This window comes from Halopelagius longus, from assembly GCF_900100875.1.
Lineage (GTDB): Archaea > Halobacteriota > Halobacteria > Halobacteriales > Haloferacaceae > Halopelagius > Halopelagius longus.
Genome location: NZ_FNKQ01000001.1, coordinates 700,754 through 719,342, shown reverse-complemented (window position 1 = coordinate 719,342; position 18,589 = coordinate 700,754). Strand labels below are relative to the sequence as shown.

The 18,589-nt window shown below is 65.1% G+C and carries 19 protein-coding genes and 1 pseudogene; 10 read left to right on the top strand and 10 right to left on the bottom strand.

The features are described 5' to 3' along the window. Nucleotides 1–43: 43 nt before the first annotated feature. Nucleotides 44–955, bottom strand: a complete 912-nt coding sequence (locus BLS11_RS03750) for a basic amino acid ABC transporter substrate-binding protein (protein WP_092533127.1) — start codon at nt 953–955, stop codon at nt 44–46. A gap of 156 nt (nt 956–1,111) precedes the next feature. Beyond that, entirely contained in the window at nt 1,112–1,942 is an 831-nt protein-coding gene (locus tag BLS11_RS03745) for a COX15/CtaA family protein (RefSeq protein ID WP_092533122.1), read from the bottom strand. A gap of 149 nt (nt 1,943–2,091) precedes the next feature. On the opposite strand from BLS11_RS03745, the gene BLS11_RS03740 reads away from it, so the two are divergent. Together BLS11_RS03740 and BLS11_RS03735 are read left to right on the top strand one after the other, a co-directional pair. Next, nucleotides 2,092–3,219 carry a M24 family metallopeptidase gene (locus BLS11_RS03740; RefSeq protein WP_092533117.1) on the top strand — a complete coding sequence of 376 codons (1,128 nt, stop codon included), beginning with the start codon at nt 2,092–2,094 and terminating at the stop codon, nt 3,217–3,219. 88 nt (nt 3,220–3,307) lie between these two features. Next, nucleotides 3,308–5,554, top strand: a complete 2,247-nt coding sequence (locus BLS11_RS03735; RefSeq protein WP_092533114.1) for an NADP-dependent malic enzyme — start codon at nt 3,308–3,310, stop codon at nt 5,552–5,554. 460 nt (nt 5,555–6,014) lie between these two features. Here BLS11_RS03735 and BLS11_RS03730 read toward each other — a convergent pair whose 3' ends face one another. Further along, the gene (locus BLS11_RS03730) at nt 6,015–6,314 is read right to left on the bottom strand and encodes a DUF308 domain-containing protein (protein ID WP_092533111.1); all 300 of its coding nucleotides are present in this window, start codon (nt 6,312–6,314) and stop codon (nt 6,015–6,017) included. A gap of 106 nt (nt 6,315–6,420) precedes the next feature. On the opposite strand from BLS11_RS03730, the gene BLS11_RS03725 reads away from it, so the two are divergent. Then, nucleotides 6,421–6,627 (top strand): hypothetical protein, encoded by a 207-nt coding sequence (locus BLS11_RS03725; protein ID WP_092533108.1) that lies wholly within the window; start codon nt 6,421–6,423, stop codon nt 6,625–6,627. On the opposite strand, the gene BLS11_RS03720 is transcribed toward BLS11_RS03725, so the two are convergent. Continuing rightward, nucleotides 6,612–7,358: a twin-arginine translocase subunit TatC gene (locus BLS11_RS03720; protein ID WP_092533105.1), complete on the bottom strand. Its 747-nt coding sequence runs from the start codon at nt 7,356–7,358 to the stop codon at nt 6,612–6,614. The genes BLS11_RS03725 and BLS11_RS03720 overlap by 16 nt on opposite strands. A 45-nt stretch (nt 7,359–7,403) precedes the next feature. Beyond that, on the bottom strand, nt 7,404–8,039 hold the full coding sequence (locus tag BLS11_RS03715) for a ribonuclease H family protein (RefSeq protein WP_092533102.1): 636 nt from the start codon (nt 8,037–8,039) through the stop codon (nt 7,404–7,406). A 236-nt stretch (nt 8,040–8,275) separates the two neighbouring features. Here BLS11_RS03715 and BLS11_RS03710 point away from each other — a divergent pair, with 236 nt between their 5' ends. After that, a complete protein-coding gene (locus tag BLS11_RS03710; RefSeq protein WP_092533099.1) occupies nt 8,276–9,223 on the top strand; it encodes a DMT family transporter in 948 nt (315 codons plus the stop codon). A gap of 23 nt (nt 9,224–9,246) precedes the next feature. Here BLS11_RS03710 and BLS11_RS03705 read toward each other — a convergent pair whose 3' ends face one another. The 3 genes from BLS11_RS03705 to BLS11_RS03695 form a co-directional block, all read right to left on the bottom strand. Then, nucleotides 9,247–9,537: a DUF8072 family protein gene (locus BLS11_RS03705; protein WP_092533096.1), complete on the bottom strand. Its 291-nt coding sequence runs from the start codon at nt 9,535–9,537 to the stop codon at nt 9,247–9,249. A 30-nt stretch (nt 9,538–9,567) separates the two neighbouring features. Beyond that, a complete protein-coding gene (cmk, locus tag BLS11_RS03700) occupies nt 9,568–10,182 on the bottom strand; it encodes a (d)CMP kinase (protein ID WP_092533094.1) in 615 nt (204 codons plus the stop codon). Nucleotides 10,183–10,249: 67 nt separating this feature from the next. Next, nucleotides 10,250–11,272 (bottom strand): asparaginase, encoded by a 1,023-nt coding sequence (locus BLS11_RS03695; RefSeq protein WP_092533091.1) that lies wholly within the window; start codon nt 11,270–11,272, stop codon nt 10,250–10,252. 310 nt (nt 11,273–11,582) lie between these two features. On the opposite strand from BLS11_RS03695, the gene BLS11_RS03690 reads away from it, so the two are divergent. From BLS11_RS03690 to BLS11_RS03675, 4 genes are all read left to right on the top strand, one after another. After that, a complete protein-coding gene (locus tag BLS11_RS03690; RefSeq protein WP_092533088.1) occupies nt 11,583–11,849 on the top strand; it encodes a DUF8028 family protein in 267 nt (88 codons plus the stop codon). Between the two features lie 41 nt (nt 11,850–11,890). Further along, nucleotides 11,891–12,868 carry an aldo/keto reductase gene (locus BLS11_RS03685; protein WP_092533085.1) on the top strand — a complete coding sequence of 326 codons (978 nt, stop codon included), beginning with the start codon at nt 11,891–11,893 and terminating at the stop codon, nt 12,866–12,868. 125 nt (nt 12,869–12,993) lie between these two features. Beyond that, the gene (locus BLS11_RS03680; protein WP_092533082.1) at nt 12,994–13,575 is read left to right on the top strand and encodes a DUF1684 domain-containing protein; all 582 of its coding nucleotides are present in this window, start codon (nt 12,994–12,996) and stop codon (nt 13,573–13,575) included. A gap of 50 nt (nt 13,576–13,625) precedes the next feature. Further along, the gene (locus tag BLS11_RS03675; RefSeq protein WP_092533079.1) at nt 13,626–13,814 is read left to right on the top strand and encodes a DUF8178 family membrane protein; all 189 of its coding nucleotides are present in this window, start codon (nt 13,626–13,628) and stop codon (nt 13,812–13,814) included. A gap of 132 nt (nt 13,815–13,946) precedes the next feature. Here BLS11_RS03675 and BLS11_RS03670 read toward each other — a convergent pair whose 3' ends face one another. Both BLS11_RS03670 and BLS11_RS03665 read right to left on the bottom strand, forming a co-directional pair. Beyond that, nucleotides 13,947–14,441 carry a type IV pilin domain-containing protein gene (locus tag BLS11_RS03670; RefSeq protein ID WP_092533076.1) on the bottom strand — a complete coding sequence of 165 codons (495 nt, stop codon included), beginning with the start codon at nt 14,439–14,441 and terminating at the stop codon, nt 13,947–13,949. 3 nt (nt 14,442–14,444) lie between these two features. After that, nucleotides 14,445–14,864 (bottom strand): type IV pilin domain-containing protein, encoded by a 420-nt coding sequence (locus BLS11_RS03665; protein ID WP_092533073.1) that lies wholly within the window; start codon nt 14,862–14,864, stop codon nt 14,445–14,447. A gap of 798 nt (nt 14,865–15,662) precedes the next feature. Here BLS11_RS03665 and BLS11_RS19975 point away from each other — a divergent pair. Then, nucleotides 15,663–15,758, top strand: a pseudogene (locus tag BLS11_RS19975) (surface glycoprotein); the annotation flags it as partial. Between the two features lie 171 nt (nt 15,759–15,929). Beyond that, nucleotides 15,930–18,494 carry a DUF7827 domain-containing protein gene (locus BLS11_RS03660; protein WP_175454330.1) on the top strand — a complete coding sequence of 855 codons (2,565 nt, stop codon included), beginning with the start codon at nt 15,930–15,932 and terminating at the stop codon, nt 18,492–18,494. Nucleotides 18,495–18,589: the final 95 nt, after the last annotated feature.

Sequence of the window (18,589 nt, the reverse complement as noted above, 5' to 3'; positions counted from 1 at the left end):
GGTTCAGATTGCGTCGTGCGGTGTTAAAGAGAAGGGTAGAGGCTCAGCCTTGGAAGTACTGCGAGTAGATCTCGTCGTACTTGCCGCTCTCTCTGATGGCGGCGAGGGCCTCGTTGACCTTCTTGCGGAACTCGTCGTCGTCCTTGCGGAAGGCGATACCGTACTCCTCGACGGTCAGCGTGAGGTACGGCGGGGCGTCCTTGCCTTGCTCGGCGGCCTCACCCTCGCCTTCGAGGAAGCGGACCTTCCCCTCGCCCTTTCCGTTGACGAACTCGGCGTTGACCGTGTTGTCGTTGACGACGGCGTCGACCTGTCCGTTCATGAGCGCTTGGAACGCCCCCGGAATCTGGTCGAACTTCTTGAGGGTCAGGTCGCCGCCGAACTCCTCTTTGAGTCCCTCGGCGGCGCTGGCGCCGGTCGTCCCCTTCTGGACGCCGACGTTCTTCCCCTTGAGGTCCTCCTTCGAGGTGATGTCGCTGTCCTTCCGGACGATGACCGTCTGGTACGCCGTGAAGTAGGGGTCCGAGAAGTCCACCTTCTTCGCGCGTTCCTCGTTGATGGTCATCGCGGACATGATGATGCGGAAGTTGTTGTTGTTCAGCGAGGGGATGATGGAGTCGAAACTCGTCGGCTTGAACTCGTAGCCGATGCCGAGTTCGCCCTCGAAGATGGCCTTGGCGATGTCCACGTCGAACCCGGTCAGTTCGCCGGACGTGGTCTCGTACTCGAACGGGCGGTACGGGATGTCCGACCCGATGACGACCGTCTCGGGGAGCGATTCGGACTCGCCCGTCGTCGTCTCTTCGCCCGCCGTCGTTTCGGCGCCCGTCGTCTCCTCGCCGGCCCCTTCGGTCGTTTCACCTTCGCCGCCTCCGCTACCGCCGCCGGTACAACCGGCCAGAAGCGTGCCGACGACGGCACCGGTACCGGTCTTGAGATACGTACGTCTATCCATGACAGTGTTCGGTAACCGACCGAGGTATAACACCCCTTCGATTCTGAAAACTCGGAACCCGAACAAGAGCGACGTTCGGTGATTCGTACGTTTCAGAATACGCGAGAAACTTGGATAATTACGCAACTTGTCGCCGCGACGGCGACGTTCGCTGCCTCAGTCGCTTCCGCCGGGGACGCCGCGGACGCGCCCCGCCCGCGTCCGGTCGTAGAGAAGCCACGCCGCCGCGGCGGCGAGGCCGAACGCGATGGCCGTGCCCGCGAGCGAAACGTACTCTAGCCCGCCGCCGTACACCTGCCGCCCGAGGACGAGCAACGAGACGGTGAGGACGGCCGCGGCACCGGTCGTCAGTCGGAGACGGGAACGAAGGCCGTCCTCGACGGCGTCGGCGGTCCAGACGGTGGCGGCGAGGAGGGCGGCGTACGCCGCGAGACCGACCCCGTAGTACACCGCTTGGACGTTCGCGCCGAACGGGACGAACGCGTGCGGCGTCGCGACCACCATGACGAGGAGGCCCGCCGCGGCGACGGTGACGGCCGTCCGGACTCTGGTCGGGTCGGCCGTCTCGAACGCCCACGCGGCGGCGAGGGCGACGCCGGTGAAGATTATCGAGGCGGTGAGGAAGTGGGCCGTCAGAATCACCCACTGGTAGGTCGTGACGGTCAGCGCCCCGAGGATTATCTGCGAGGGCAAGAGGATAGTCGAGACGGCGAGCGAGACGCGAATCCGCCGGGCGGCCCCCTCGCGCCACGCCAGAAGCGTCGTCCCGAGGACGAGGAAGCCGGTCACCATCGCGACGAGGCGGTGGAACCACTCGATGAAACTGCTCCAGTTGGCCGGGAACAGGCCGAGGAAGCCGTCGCAGAACGGCCACCGACCGGCGCAGGTGAGTCCGGCCCCGGCGGCCGCCGTGTACACCCCGAGCACCATCAGTATCCCCGTGAGGACGAACGAAGCGGCCACGAGACGGCGAAGGCGGGTGTTCATACCGCCAGTTCCGTGTCGCGGACACTTGAATCGCTCTACCTTTCGCCGGGCGAACTATTTCGGCGACCCCCGCCACACCGACGCGGAGACGACGGCGACGACCCCGTCGCACCGACACGTTTGAAGGCCCGGCGTCGAAACGCCAACGCATGACCGACGACGACCCCGAACGGGTCGAGATGCACCTCACCGACCGCCGCGAACGCCTCGACGAGTACCTCGACCGGGAGGGACTCGACGCCGTCTGGTTCGCCCGGCCGAACTCCTTCTCGTGGCTCACGGGCGGGAGCAACGTCGTGGACCACCACGCGGACGTCGGCGTCGCCGCCGCCGGGTACGACCGAGACGAGGGGTGGCGCGTCGTCACCGACAACATCGAAGCCGACCGTCTCCGGGACGAGGAACTCCCCGCCGCGTTCGACGTCGAGTCCGCGGCGTGGTACGAATCGTCGCTCTCGGAGGCCGTCGCCGAACGCACGGAGGGCCGCGCCGCCGCGGACTTCGACGTGCCGGGGTTCGACGCCCTCGACGCGACGGAACTGCGACAACCGCTCTCTAAGACCGACGCGGAACGCTACCGCGAACTCGGCCGGGACGTGGCGTCGGCCGTCGAACGGGTCGCCCGCGAGATAGAACCCGGCGACACCGAACACGAAGTCGCCGCGGGCCTCCGCATCTCGCTCGCCACCCGGAACGCCAACGCGCCCGTCGTCCTCGTCGGCGGGGCCGAACGAGCGCAGTCGTACCGCCACTACACGCCGACGTTCGCGGAACTCGGCGACTACGCCCTCCTGTCGGTGACGGCCGAACGCGGCGGCCTCTACGCCAGCACCACCCGAACCGTCGCGTTCGACCCGCCCTCGTGGCTACAAGACCGCCACGAGAAATCGATGCGCGTGGAGGCGACGGCCCTCGGCGCGACGCGGGAGGCGGCCCGAGAGGGCGGCACCGCCGCGGACGTGTTCGACGCCATCGCCGCCGCCTACGAGGACGCCGGCGAACCCGGCGAGTGGCGGAACCACCACCAAGGCGGGGCGGCCGGATTCGCCGGACGGGAGTGGTTCGCCTCCCCGAACGAGGACCGGCCGGTCCACGCGCCGATGGCGTACGCCTACAACCCGACCGTGCGGGGCGCAAAGTCCGAGGACACGGTTCTCGTGACCGAAGACAGCACAGAACTGCTGACCGAGACGGGCGAGTGGCCCACGCGGACCGTCGAGTCGGCTGACGGCGAGTTCTCCGTCGAACGCCACGCGATTCTCGCCCCCGAGGAGTAACTCGGTTTCGAGTTTATTTTCGTCGTCTGTCGAAATGGAGTTCGACAGTACGGTACATTTTTGACGCCTCCCGCGGTGGCCCTAATGCATGGGACTCGACGACGACGCGCGGGAGTATCACCGCGAGGACCCGCCGGGGAAGATAGAGATTTCGACGACCAAGCCGACGAACACCCAACGCGACCTGAGTCTCGCGTACTCGCCGGGTGTCGCCGCGCCGTGTCGCGACATCGACGAGGACCCCGAGAAGGCGTACGAGTACACCGCCAAGGGCAACCTCGTCGGCGTCGTCTCCAACGGGTCGGCGGTGCTCGGACTCGGCGACATCGGCGCGCAGGCGTCGAAGCCCGTCATGGAGGGGAAGGGCGTCCTCTTCAAGCGGTTCGCCGACATCGACGTGTTCGACATCGAACTCGACCTCAGCGAGGTAGACGAGTTCGTCGACGCCACCGCGGCGATGGAACCGACGTTCGGCGGCATCAACTTGGAGGACATCAAGGCCCCCGAGTGCTTCGAGATAGAGGAGCAACTCCGCGAACGGGTGTCGATTCCGGTGTTCCACGACGACCAACACGGGACGGCCATCATCTCCGGGGCGGCACTCATCAACGCCGCCGACATCGTGGAGAAAGACATCGAGGACCTCCAGATAGTCTTCTCGGGGGCGGGCGCGTCCGCCATCGCCAGCGCGCGGTTCTACGTCTCCCTCGGCGCGCGAAAGGAGAACATCGTGATGTGCGACTCCGACGGCGTCATCACGACGGACCGCGACGACGTCAACGAGTACAAGCGGGAGTTCGCAAACGACGTCGAGGCGGACACACTCGCGGAGGCGATGGAGGGAGCGGACGTGTTCGTCGGTCTCTCCGTCGGCGGCATCGTCTCGCAGGACATGGTGCGGTCGATGGCGGAGGACCCCATCATCTTCGCGATGGCGAACCCGGACCCCGAAATCGGCTACGAGGAGGCCAAGGAGGCCAGAGACGACACGGTCATCATGGCGACGGGTCGCTCGGACTACCCGAATCAGGTGAACAACGTGCTCGGGTTCCCGTTCATCTTCCGCGGCGCGTTGGACGCGCGCGCGACGGAGATAAACGAGGAGATGAAGCGCGCGGCGGCGCACGCTCTCGCCGACTTGGCTAAGCAGGACGTACCGGACGCCGTCGTGAAGGCCTACGGCGACCAACCGCTTCAGTTCGGCCCCGACTACGTCATCCCGAAACCGCTCGACCCCCGGGTCCTGTTCAAAGTCGCGCCCGCCGTCGCGCGGGCGGCGATAAACAGCGGGTCCGCGCGGACCGACCTCGACATGCAGGCGTACGAGGAACGTCTGGAGGCGCGCCTCGGGAAGTCCCGCGAGATGATGCGCGTCGTCCTCAACAAGGCCAAATCCGACCCCAAGCGCGTCGCCCTCGCGGAGGGCACAGACGAGAAGATGGTGCGGGCGGCGTACCAGATGCAGGATCAAGGTATCGCGGAACCAATCCTCGTCGGCGACGAGGACAGCATCACCGCCATCGCCACGGACCTCGGTCTGGACTTCGACCCGAACGTCGTGGACCCCAAGAGCGGCGACTGGGACCACTACGCCGACCGCCTGTACGAACTCCGGCGGCGCAAGGGCCTGACGAAGAACGAGGCCAACGAGTGGATCCGCAACGACACCAACTACTTCGCCAGCGTGATGGTCGAGGAGGGCGACGCCGACGCGATGCTCACCGGCCTGACGCACCACTACCCCTCGGCGCTTCGCCCGCCGTTGCAGGTCATCGGCACCGCGCCGGAGGCGAACTACGCGGCCGGGGTGTACCTCTTGACGTTCAAGAACCGCGTCATCTTCTGCGCCGACACGACGGTGAACCTCGACCCCGACGCGGAGACGTTGGCCGAGGTGACGAAGCACACCGCCGACCTCGCCCGCCGGTTCAACGTCGAACCGCGCGCGGCGATGCTGTCGTACTCGAACTTCGGGAGCGTCACCAACGAGGGGACGAAGAAACCGCGCGACGCGGTGAAACTCATGCACGACGACCCCGAGGTGGACTTCCAGGTGGACGGCGAGATGCAGGCCGACACCGCCGTCGTCGAGGACATCCTCGAAGGGACCTACGAGTTCTCGGACCTCGAAGACCCGGCGAACGTCCTCGTGTTCCCGAACCTCGAAGCGGGCAACATCGGCTACAAACTCCTCCAACGCCTCGGCGGCGCGGAGGCCATCGGCCCGATGCTCGTCGGCATGGACAAGCCCGTCCACGTCCTCCAACGCGGCGACGAGGTGAAGGACATCGTCAACCTCGGCGCCGTCGCCGTGGTGGACGCCCAGAACGAGTAGTCGGAGCGTAACTGACCGACCGACTTTTTCGTCCGTCGGTGACGCGAGACTCCGTTGTAAAGTCGCTCGTACGACGGTTTCTTCATCCGGAGTATACCCGAAACAGCCGACACAGACGGGGCCGCGAATCGTTCAAGGCGAAGCGTCGCTAAGTGACGGCATGGAATCCATAGAGCGCTATGGGTTGATCGCCTGTAGTATCGGATCGGTTGGCGTCGCCTCTCTGCTTTACAGAGGCACGCCACTGCTTTCACTCCAAGATGTCAGTAATGTCGGTTACTATCCTGCAGTATTGGGGTACGTATTTTACGCCCTCGTTTTCGGGGTCGGACTCGTCTTGGTCGCTTGGCACCGGAAGACCGCACAGTCTGTGTAGAGAAAGAGAACGAAGGGAAGCAGACGCCCACAGGCGCGCTCTACTCCGCAATCTCTACTCGGAGCATCTCTCGGGAAAAGGTGGTTATGCGAACCGTTCGACGCCCCACAGCAGTATCCCGGCGACGATGAGGACGACTCCGGCCATGGAGGTTACCGGTTCCGGGAAGACGAACAGGATGACGCCCGCGAGGATGAGCAACGCGGCCGTTCCCGCGCCTGGGCTATCGGCGTCGGTGACGCGTTCGCCCCCGCGGGACCGGTTGGTCATTCTCGGCTGTCCCTCCTCGTTCGTGGCGTACGTCTCGTCACTCGCCGTCGAGTCGGGCGGCGTGTGCGCGTTGTTCGACCGGTCGTCCGGCGTACGGCCTCCGTCGGTTCCCATACGCGACGTACCGGCGAGACGCGGGTAACCCTTGGGGCGGGACGGCCGCACCCGTCGCATTCGTGTCACGTAGTGGCCTTATCCCGCCGTACGTGCTAGAGAGGCTATGGCGAAGATAGCCTACGAAGACCCGGAGGACCCGGACGGGAGAGCCGAGGTGAACGTCGACGCCGACCAGATATCCGAATCCGGAAAGGTCCACGGCGTTCGCCTCAGACTCGACGACGGCCGTTACCTGCACATCCCCTCCGCCCGCGTCTACTGGATAGAGATGCGAGAGGAGGAAGGGAAGGTAGACTACTCCTCGCCGTAGCGACCGACCGTCGGCGAGTCCGCGAACTCCAACCACGCGACGCCGACGCCGAGTCCCGCGAACAGGGGCGCGGCGTAGAGGACGAACGTGGTGGGCGTCGGCGGCGCGTGCGTCGCCGAGAAGACGAGGAACGGAACCGCCGCGAACGTCCGGTGGCGGGCGGTGGTGAGGCGCGGGAGCAGACCCGCCCGAACCGCCCCGACCAAGAGGGCCGGGAACGCCGCCGCCACGCCGAGGGTGACGGGGAAGAACAGGCCGAGTTCCGTCACCCAGTACGGACCGACGGCGGCGTCGATATCGACGAGGCTGTCGGCGAACAACTCGAACATCGCCGGGAGGACGAGCGTTCTGCCGGCGGCGGTGCCCGCGACGAACCCGACTGCGGCGACGGCGAGGGGTCTCCGGGCGCGGGAGAACTCGACCGCCTCGTGGCGGACGAGATGCGGTGCGACGAAAAGCGCCGCGGCGACGACGCCGACGAGGATAGCGATTTCGACGGCGAGGCGGTTGTACTCGACCTGTTGGGCGAGCGGCGACACTTCGACCGGTCCGAACGCCGCCGGGAGAAGCGTCTGGAGGTCGAACCCCGTCAGGACGAACACCGCCGTGACGGCGATGGTCGTGAGGGCGAAGACGGCGACGAGTCTCTGAGCGCGTGCGTGGACGACCGCACCGAGAGTCGTGCGCCACGAGACGGTTCCCGAGGGCGCGCGAGTGGCTTCAGACGGCACGAGAACGGACTAGAGAAGGGGTATTGTCAATCTTCTCTTTCGCCGTCAGTCGCTCGCGCGACTCTCGAACCGCGACGGCGGGGGGAACTGCGGGTCGTCGGCCTCGGCCGTCTCGCCCGATAGCGGTTCGGGGAGGACGCACCTGTCGGCCTTGTAGTTGACGTGCGCGTACTCGCCGGGCGCGTTGGCGAGGGGGTGGGCCGGGTTCTCCCGCCCGTCGATGCGCGCCGCACGGAGTTCGCCGAATCCGGCGATGCGGGCGCGAATCCCGCGCCAGTGGTGCTCGCTCCCGCGGGGGACCGACCGCGGGTGCCCCGCCTTCCACTCGGGGTCGGCGGCGAGCACCTCGGTGTTCACGTTCTCGGCGAGGTCGTCGTGGTCCACGAGGACGCCGACGCGGGCGTTCGGCGGCGCTCTCGCCGCGAGTACGTCGAGTCCGAGGTGGAGCGCTCGGTACTCTGCGACGTTGTTGTCGGGGGCCGCATCGGTCGATGCGATGCGGGCCACCCTCGTTCCGTCGCGCGCCTCTATGACGACCCCGAGGCCGCCGCCGTCGGGACGATAAGACCCGTCGGTGGCGACGTAGAAGTGGCGATGATGTGTGCGCGGGGGATGCGCGATGTGCGGGGTCGGAGAGTCGTCGAACAGGTCGCGGAGTGTTGACCGGCCGTGAACGGCCATACCCTTCGTAGCCGGTCAGGCGACTTAAGCATATCCCGGATTCGCCCCCTCCGATCGGAACGCATACGCCGAAACCGCTCGATAGCGTACGTATGCCTACTGTGGCACGGGATGTCATGACGAGACGAGGAACATCAACTGACTGCCGGTGATTGACGAGGGAAACTGGGGTGGAACTACAGTCCGGAGATGGTTCGAAGCGAAACTTTCAGGCTCCGAGACGACGCAGAACCGATGTGACACGGTACAGAAACGCCATCCTGTTCTTCCTCCTCGCGGCGGCGTGGGGCGCGGCGTTCATGGCCATCAAGGCGGGGTTGAAGTACATCCCGCCGGTCCTGTTCGCGGCGATCCGTTACGACATCGCGGGCGTCCTGATGTTAGCGTACGCCGCCTACGCGACGGACCACCCGCTACCGCGGGGACGCGACGAGTGGACCGTCGTCGCCGTCGGTTCGACGCTTCTCATCGCGGGGTACCACGCGCTTCTGTTCGTCGGGGAACTCGACCCGGCGGTGACGAGCGCCGCCGCCGCCGTCATCGTCAGCCTGAGTCCCCTGCTGACGACGGGGTTCGCGCGGGCGTTCCTCCCGGACGAACGCCTGACGCTCCTCGGCGTCGTCGGCATGGTGCTCGGACTCGTCGGCGTCGTCGTCCTCTCGAACCCGGACCCGAACAACCTGCTCGCGGGGGGCGCAGTCGCCAAGTTACTCATCTTCGCCGCCGCGGCCTGCTTCGCCCTCGGGTCGGTTCTCACGCGCCGCATCGACTCGGCGATGCCCATCGAGACGATGGAAGCGTGGTCGATGGTCGGCGGTGCGCTCCTCATGCACGCGATTAGCGCCGGCCTCGGCGAGTCGTTCGGCGACGTCGTCTGGTCGTTCGAGGCGTTCGCCGCCCTCGGCTACCTCTCCGTCGTGGCGAGTGCGCTCGGGTTCCTCGTCTACTTCGACCTGTTGGACCGCCTCGGTCCCATCGAGATAAACCTCGTCTCCTACGTCGCGCCGGTGTTCGCGGCGCTCGCGGGGTGGGCGTTCCTCGGCGAACTGCCGACGGTCCACACGCTCGTCGGGTTCGTCGTCATCTTCGGCGGGTTCGCGCTGCTGAAGCGAAACGCCATCCGCGCGGAACTGCCGCGCCTCCGCCGTCGCCTCGGCGGGTCGGAGTCCAGAACGAGGGAGTAATCGCCGCTCGACCGGCCGCTCTCTCAGTTCTCGGCTGCGTCGGCGCGCGCCGCCTCCGTCACCTCGCCGACCATCGACCACTCGCCGTCGTCGGGTCCCTTCCGGCCGAGGATGACGGACTCGTTGTCCTCGGTCGTTATCAGTCGGTAGTCGGCACGGTCGTCGACGCGTTCGCCCTCGGCCTGAAACTCCAGTTGGAAGAACTCCGTGCTGTGCATGCGGTAAATCGCCGACGTGCCGTCGGAAAGCGTCAGGCGGACGGGCTTCGGCGAGACGTTGTGGATTCGCTTCGCGACCGGGTTGAGGTCGGCCATACCACCGCGGAGGCGGCGACGCCCAAAAAGTTACACGTCGACGTCGTCGGTGTGGAACGCGCCCTCGTCGGTCTCGGGGTCGTACTCCTCGACGGCCGCGAGGACTACCTCTAAGAGCGCCTCGGGACTCCACCGGGCCGTGTTGAGCGTCAGGTCGTAGAACGACTGGTCGGAGACGTCGATGCCGTAGTACGACTCGTAGCGCCCCGCCTCGCTCACCTCGCGGACGCGCATCTCGGCTTCCATCTCCTCGCGGTCCCGCGTCCTGTCGACGCGGACTTCCTCCGGCGCGTCGAGCCAGATTCTGAGGTCGGCGCGGTTGCCCGCGAGCCACCCTGCGAGGCGAGATTCGAGGATGAACGCCTTGTTCGCCGCGCCCCACTTCTCGGCTATCGTCCGGAGGCGGCGGTCCAAGGCGCGGTCTATCTCGTCGGACTCGTCCGTCTTCGCGATGAGTTGCGAGAGGCTCATGTCGCGCTCCTCGGCCAGCGTCCGGAAGATGTCGCCGCCCGAGACGAATCCGCAGTCGAGCGCAGTCGAGAGCCCCTCGCACAGCGTCGTCGCGCCGCATCCCGGCGGACCGGAGACGGTGATAAAGAGGTTGCTGTCGACCCGGCGGTCTGTCAGGGCGTCTGCCTCGGACATGGTGTTCGACACTATTTCCGGGGGACCAAAAACCCGCGGTGAACGGTCTCGGGGGCTCCCGGGCGGGTTACTCGAAGGCGGCGGCGACGTCGTCAGCCACGGTTCGGCGGGCCGACGAACGTCGCTCGTCGGCGTCGTCCCGTCCGTCCACGGCGGCCAACGTGAGAACGAGTTTTACCCGGGTCTTCGCCGTCGAGAGGTCGCCCGCGTAGGCGATTCCGTGCTCGCGGAGCGTCACGCCCCCGCCGCCGGTTCCGTAGACGGCTTCGGTCGGCCCGGCGTGACACCGCGTCGAGACGACGACCGGCACCGAGTCGAGTGCGTCGCGGATGGCGTCGCCGAGTCCGCTCGTGGTGTTCCCGAGTCCCGTCCCCTCGACGACGACGCCGTCGGCCCCCGCCTCGACCGCCCGGGTGAGCCACCGGCCGTCCACGCCGGTCCCCGAGTGGACGACGGGTACGTCGACGGCGTCCGCCTCGGAGAGGGCGTCGCGCGGGAGCGACGTCTCGGAGGCGGCCGAACCGGGGTCGCGGTGAACGCGGACGGACCGTCTCGTGAACGACGCGACGGGTCCCTTTCCGGGCGCTCGGAAGGTGTTGAGCGCGTTCGTGTGCGTCTTCACCGCGTCGCGGGCCGCGAGGAGTTCGCCGTCGAAGGCGACGTACACGCCGCCGTCGAACCGGTCGTCCGCCGCCGCGCGCACCGCCGTCAGGAGGTTCGAAGGGGCGTCGGAACCGGGTTCATCGAACCGGCGCTGAGAGCCGGTGACGACGACCGGAACGTCGAGTTCCGTGACGAGGTCCAGCGCGTACGCCGTGTCCGCCAGCGTGTCCGTCCCGTGGGTGACGACGACGCCGTCGGCCCCCTCGGAAACCGCTTCGACGGCCGCGTCCGCCGCCCGCCCGACGACGCCGAAGTCCATGTCGAATCCGGGTCGAGAGCCCACGTCGGTCACGCGGAGGTCCGCGTGCGTCGACACCTCCGGAACGGCCTCCACGAGTTCGTCCCCCGCCTTCGCCGGGGCCGCCCCGTCTTCGCTCGGTTCGCTCGCGATAGTGCCGCCGCAACTGACGACGTGTACCTGTGGCATCGTATCGTCTCTGCACTCTCTGCCAGGTCGATTACGTCTTTCGTCATCCGTGCGAGGCGCTTCGACGACGCGCCCGCCGAGACAATATCTCGGCGCTCACCCCCCGGAACGAAATACTGTCACGATATACCGCTCGTTAATCGTGAAGACGCGTCGAGAGGCCCCTATGAAACGTCTCGACTCCACTCGATGGGTTTGGAAAAGTTAGGTTTTCGTGAGTTTCACTAAGGAACGATTGTAAACGAGTCTTAACACTCGGTCGGCTATATGTTCCCGGACGTGCTGTAATCGAGTAGGTGTGTCCCAACGTATGTCGAACTCTTCGGCCCCCGCCCACGACGAACGCGTCGGCGTTCTCGGCAAACTCATCGAAACGTCGCCGTCTACGCTCCAGACCGGTCTCGAAATAATCGGTGCGCCGATTCGATTTCTGGCGTTCTGGCTGGCCGTCACGCTCCCGTTTCTGTATCTCCCCCTCTTGGTCAGCGGACTGCGAGGCGAACAGGTCACGGTGTTCGGAACGTTGCTCGCGTTGAACGTCGCCGCTCTCGTCGTCGGTCACGGTCACGCGCGCTGAGAATCGCGGCGTTTTAGCCGCCGACGCTCCTTTCTGCGACCATGTCTCTCGATACGGTGTCTCTCGGACGGACCGGAACGTCGGTTTCGGAACTCGCCTTCGGAACGTGGCGGTTCGGGCGGGCGGACGACGAGGGGAACGTCGAAGTCGGGCGCGAACGGGCCCACGAACTGCTCGACGCCTACGCCGCCGCCGGCGGCAACTTCATCGACACCGCCGACATGTACGGCGAAGGGCGAAGCGAGACGTACATCGGCGAGTGGTTGGCTGAACGCGACAGAGAGGAGTTCGTCGTCGCGTCGAAGATTTACTGGCCGACCCGCGAGGACGCCAACGGAAGCGGTCTGAACCGCAAGCACCTCCGCCGCCAGACGGACCGCATCCTCGACCGACTCGGAACCGACTACGTGGACGTGTTGTACACCCACCGCTGGGACGACGAGACGCCCGTCGAGGAGTTCATGCGCACCCTCGATTCGTTCGTCCGCGACGGGAAGGTGAACTACCTCGGCACTTCGACGCTCGAACCGAACGCGTGGAAGGTGGTGAAGGCGAACGAACTCGCGGACAGGCGTGGGTACGAGCCGTTCTCGCTGGCGCAACCGCGGTACAACGCAGTCAACCGGGAGATAGAGGGCAACTACCTCGAAATGTGCGCCGACTACGACATCGGCGTCGTCCCGTGGTCCCCCCTCGCGGGCGGCTTTCTCACCGGGAAGTACACCCGCGGGGAGGAACCGCCAGCGGACTCCCGCGCGGCGACCGACCAGCAGTTCGTCGATTCCTACCTCACCGAGGAGAACTTCGACGCCTTAGACGCCGTGGAAGCCGTCGCCGCGGAAGTCGATGCGACGCCGGGGCAGGTCAGTCTCGCGTGGTTACTCCACCACGAGCAAGTGACCGCACCCATCGTCGGCGCGCGGACGACCGACCAACTCGAAGAGAACCTCGCCGCGGCGGACATCTCGCTGACGACCGAACAGTTCGACCGGCTGACCGCCGCGAAGCGCGACGACTGAGGCCTCGTCCCAGACTTCCTTCTGTCCGTCTTCGCGTCACCCGCGCACGCCTCCCGCACACCCCGCACGTATCCGCGCCCGCCGGAATCGTCAGGTGTACCAGTCCGCGCGCCGTACCGGACGCTATGAGCGAGGACGCAGACGCCGCGACGGACGCGCCGGCCGAGTACGTCGAGGAACTCCGGGAGAAGCGCGCCGAGAAGGACGAGTTCTTCGGCTCGCACCCGCAGTCGCCCATCCCGCCGGAACTGCGCGAGGAGTTCGACGGACTCGACTACTTCGACCCGGACCCGGCGTACCGCGTCTCCGCGACGGCGCGCGTCCACGGCGACCCCGAACCGGTGACGATGGAGACGACGGCCGGAAACGAGGTGCGGTACCTCCGCGTCGTCACGTTCGAGTTCTCCCTCCGCGGCGAGAACCTCGAACTCCACGGCTACCGACAGGAGACGAGCGAGGACCGGACGCTGTTCGTCCCCTTCCGCGACAAGACGACGGGACAGCAGACGTACGAGAACGGCCGGTACATCGAACTCCACCCCGAGGGCGAACTGATGGACGGCCGAGAGGTCGTGGTGGACTTCAACGTCGCCTACAACCCGTTCTGCGCGTTCAGCGAGACGTTCGCCTGTCCGCTTCCGCCGGAGGAGAACTGGCTCGACGTGGCGGTGGAGGCGGGCGAACGGACGTGGTCGCCCCACGCCTGAGGACGCCGAAAAGCGCAACACCCATATTCGACGCGTCTCACGTGACGGGTATGGGACTGTTCAGCAGCAAGAAGAGCATCGTCGGGGTCGTCCTGATGGTCGTCGGGGTCCTCGGGTTCCTCCCGGGCGTACTCTCGGGGACGCCGCCCGTGGCGTCGTACGTTCTCGTGTTGGCCACGGCGCTTCTCACCCTCGGAACGTACCTCGTCGGAACGTCCGGAAGCGGACGACCGGTCTGAATCGTCGATTCGTTTTTCGTACACGGTCTCTCGGTAGAATTCCGTCGAGAGCCGTCTGTAACGTTCCAATCGAGTACCGCTGAACGCCGTCGCTACGGGGTTTTGCGATCGAAGAAATGGTTGGTTAGCGAGTTAGTTGTCCGGTGCCGTCCACTTGGACAGCGTCGCGGAGGAGTCGCCGGTTTCGGAGGCCCAGACGACGCGGAACTCTTCACCGTTCAGGTCACTAGCGTTGCCTGCATAGAGAGTACTACCTGCACTGATAGTATCACTAGCACCGTATGCGTCACTGTCAACGAAGGACCGAGAGGTAGCCGCACTTCCACCGCCAGCACCAAGGTTGCTCTTGTCCGTGGCGATGTCAACGGCTTTGCTAGCCGTCAGATTGAGGCGGGCTGCCTTGATGGAGTCACCCGTTTCGTGAGTGATGGTCACGTTATCGTTGGACCCGTTCTCGAAGTCGAACGCGAACGACGCCTGCGGAGCGGTCTGCGAGACGCTTCCGCCGAGGTTCAGGACGAACGTCCCGATAACGGCCGCGAGGATGACCGTGATTGCCACCATCAGAATAACGCCGATCACGGGTGACACGGCGTTATCGTCGGAGAGGAGTTCGGTGATCTTCATGGATTAGTTCGGTGCAGTCGTCTTACTCAGCGTAGCAGAGGTCTCCTCGTTCTCAGAGGTCCAGACAACACGAATCGTTTCGCCTGCCCAAGCGCCGCCGTTACTGAGTTCGATGGAGTCCCCAGCACCGATGGAATCCGAGTACGCACCCGCCCAGTCTGCACCACTTTCACTGCTCAGGCCTTTCGTATCAAGGCGCGCAGCCTCGATCGAGTCGCCCGTCTCGTGCGTGATTGTGACGTTGTTGGCGCTGAAGTCGAATCCGAAACTCGCCTGCGGACTCGTCTCCGAGACGCTTCCGCCGAGGTTCAGTACGAATGTGCCGATAACTGCTGCGAGGATGACCGTGATAGCCACCATCAGGATGACCCCGATGACGGGGCTAACGGCCGAGTCGTCCGTGAATAGCTGTTTTAGCTTCATGATTTGTGTTCGGACGACACCCCAAGGCGACAGCGGACGGTCGTGCCTTCCCCCGGGAGTCGATGTCGGGCGAACCCGACCGCCTACCGGGGCCGTCCCCGGCGAGTGCGACTCCCGTCCCACCCCCTGTCGTGGTGTGTCCAATCTCTCCCTCACACTACTCTGATATAAAGTTAAAGGAGAAGTTAACCAAACTGTGATATAGTTGATTACTACTTAATACAGGGTTTAAATACCGTTTAAGGCCCCTATGTCGCCCGTTCTGCCGGAGCGCGCGCGAAACGGCGCTACTGTATGAGAACAGACAACATACGCGGACCGATTCGTCGGACGCCGGGACAGGTTTGCGGAGGACGTTCCGACATAGGACGACTATCGCGTGCGCGTGACGTGACGAGGATCGACGTACGCGGAAGGGACCTACGACTCCGCGTTTCGTTCCGGCGTCGAAAACGGAGACTGAACGCCACGCCACGCGCGCTTGCGTGGCGTTCTCACGTACCCGCTCTCGCGGGCCGCCCTACCCAAGGCGGCGTGTACACGCATCTAACGGGTACTCGTCCTACTGTCAAATTTTTAACGCCCGTAAGTTTATCATGGTTCTTGTTCAGGACATTTGAATCATCGGGATTGTGTTAGTACACAAAGTATTTACCACACAGACGTGTGCTGTTCTGATGTACCCCTGCCCATGGTGACATCCGTGAGTAACTCCATCCGAGTCCGGTGACCCGGGCGCCGAGTGGGAAATCAGGCTGGACGAAAGCAGGTGTCGCCGACAAGGAAAACCCCCTAACTATGACAAGCAAGACAGACAAGTTCCGCGCAGTATTCCTCGCAGCGCTGATGGTGCTCTCCGTCTTTGCGGGCACCGTCGCGCTCTCTGGGTCTGCGGCTGCTGTCGACTCTACTGGGAGTGCAACCGTCTCTCCGAGTACAGTCGAGGAAGGCTCGACCCAGACCCATACCTTCGAGGTAACGTTCGACAACTATAGCACAGACAACTCTACGGATACCTTCTCCGCTAGCGCACCCGCTAACCTCAACGTTAGTTCGGTCGACAACGTGAACGCTAGCGCGGGCGGTACCGACCTCAACGTCACGTCCAACTCGGACGGAACGTGGACCATCGAGGACGACGGTAGCGTCAACGCTAGCAACGCGACGATCACCGTCTCCGGTGAGGTTACGGCGACCGCTGAATCCGTGAGCTCCGACGTCACGGACTCGTTCGACTTCAACTTCACCGACTCCGCCGCCGCGGACGGCTCGGCTAGCGCCAACGTCACCGTCCAGAACGCCGGCAGCGGTAGCCAGGCGGGTTCGCCCGACCTCCTCTCTGCGACTCACTACGACACTGACGCGTCCAGCGGCGTGCAGGACACCGTCGTGGAAGTCTCCTTCAACGAGGAGATCCAGAACGCGTCCGAAATGACGCTCTACGTCGAAGATGAGGCCGTCGGCCTGTCCGACTCTGCGTTCACGCAGACGACCGACGGTCGCGTCCTCATCGACACCGGAAGCGACCTGAACACCGGCGACGTTACCCTCAACGTCCCTGACTCGGTCACGGACACGGAGGGTAACCCCGTCCGAGCGAGCGACCTCGACGACGACAACAACGTCAGCGTCACGGTCGCGACCGTCTCGATCAATTCGGACACCGGCGTCTCTAACCCCGCGAACGTCTACCAGGGCGAGAACGTCGCGGTCCTCGGTAACGGCACGAACACCAACGTCGAAGTCGAAGGCGACGACTCGAACTACGCCTTCAGCGGTTCGACCGGCGCAAACAGCGAGGTCTTCGTGTTCAACACGACGAACCGCGAAATCGACCAGTACAACTTCTCGATCGGTCAGGGAAGCCCGAACGCGGCCATCGAAGTCCGCGACCTCGGCTTCAACATGACTATCGACGACCAGAACGTCACCACCGAGGACAGCATCGAAGGGACGATCACCGCCAACGCGGGTAACCGCCCCATCGAAGTCTCGCTCCTCGACAGTGACGGCGACGAAGTCGAAGAAATCGGTGCCACCCTCAGCGGTCAGGGTGAGTACAACTTCGAGTTCGACCTGAACGACGTCGACACGGGCGACTACACCGTCGAAGCCCGCGACAACAACTCCGGCGTCACCGACAGCTCCTCGACGATCAACGTCGCGGAGGCCGGTGAAGGCCAGGCCAACTTCGAGAACAGCATCATCACCGACGCACGCGGTGACGTTGTCGGGATGAACATCACGATGAGCAACTCCGACTACGCGACCGTCACCATCGGTAGCGAAGACGTCGGCTTCGTCTCCAACGTCACCGTCGAAGACGGTAACGACGACGGCGTCGTCAGGCTCTACTTCAACACGTGGGCAGCCCAGAACGGCGAGACTGACGATGCCAGCGACGTCTACTCGGTCGAGTCCGACGACGACGAAATCACGAGCTCGTCCATCGGCACGGGCGTCGAATCGCTGCTCGACAACGGCGAGTACGACCTCGAGGTCCGCTCGGGTCAGGACGCCAGCGTCAGTTCGCAGAACGTCGCGACGCTCGTCCTCGAACAGCGCGAAACGCGCAGTCTGAACACGTGGACGGCCCCCTCGGGTGAGAGCTTCTCCGACAAGGAAGAGCTCTACGAGGCGGCTCAGAACAACAACCTCACCCAGGCCCAGGACATCGCCTTCGGCGACCGCGTCGTCCAGCAGGTGAACGCCTCCGGTCTGGAAGGCGTCCTCGAAGCGCAGGACAGCGACGAAGTGGGTAGCCAGTTCTACGGTGCGACCCAGTTCAACTACTCGGTCGAGCAGACCGAAGCTGGTGCGAACCGCGAACCGTTCCAGCTCGCGCTCAACAACTCGAACTCCAACGTCATCGCTGACAGCCAGAACGACACCTACTACATCACGTACAACCCGTCCCAGGTGACGGCGTACGTCGATGAGAACGAGGACGGTCAGTTCAACGCCAGCGAGGACACCGTCGTCAACGACCGTCTCGACGACGAGGAAGCCCTCACGGGCAACTTCACCGTCCTCGAGGACGGCCTCGCTGACGAAGAGCAGTCGGTCGAATCCGACTACCAGTTCAGCACCGCTGAGTACAACATGGACGAACCCGTCAACGTGACGGCGACGTCGAACCAGACGATAGAGGGTACGACGACCCTCGCACCCGGTACGGAGCTCCAACTGCGTGTCCGCAGCAGCGACGACACGAGCCCGAGCTTCCTGAAGACGTCGACCGTCTACGTGACGGAGAACCGGACGTTCAGCGGAACGTTCGACTTCAGCGAGCAGAGCGCCAACGACACGTTCACCGTCACGGTCAGCAGCAACCACCCCGAGGCGGACAACCTCGAGGTCGACGGTAACGTCGTCGAAGGCGGCGCAGAGCAGAACCAGACCGAAACCGGCACCGCAGGTACGGAGACCGAGACCACGGTGACCGAGACCACGACGGCCGGCGGTCAGACGACCACGGCCGCGACGACCACGGCCGGCGGCGAGACGACCACGGCCGAGGGCGGTAACGGTGGCGGCGGAGAGACGGGCACCGGTACGCCCGGCTTCGGCATCGCCGTCGCTGTTGTCGCACTCCTCGCCGCGGCGCTGCTCGCAGTCCGCCGCGACTAACGACCGCTAACTACCGGAGTTCCCTCCGGCCTTCGACGTTCCTTTCTTTTGGCGTCTCGACCGAGGAGCGACGGCTCTCTCCGTCGCCGTCGGGC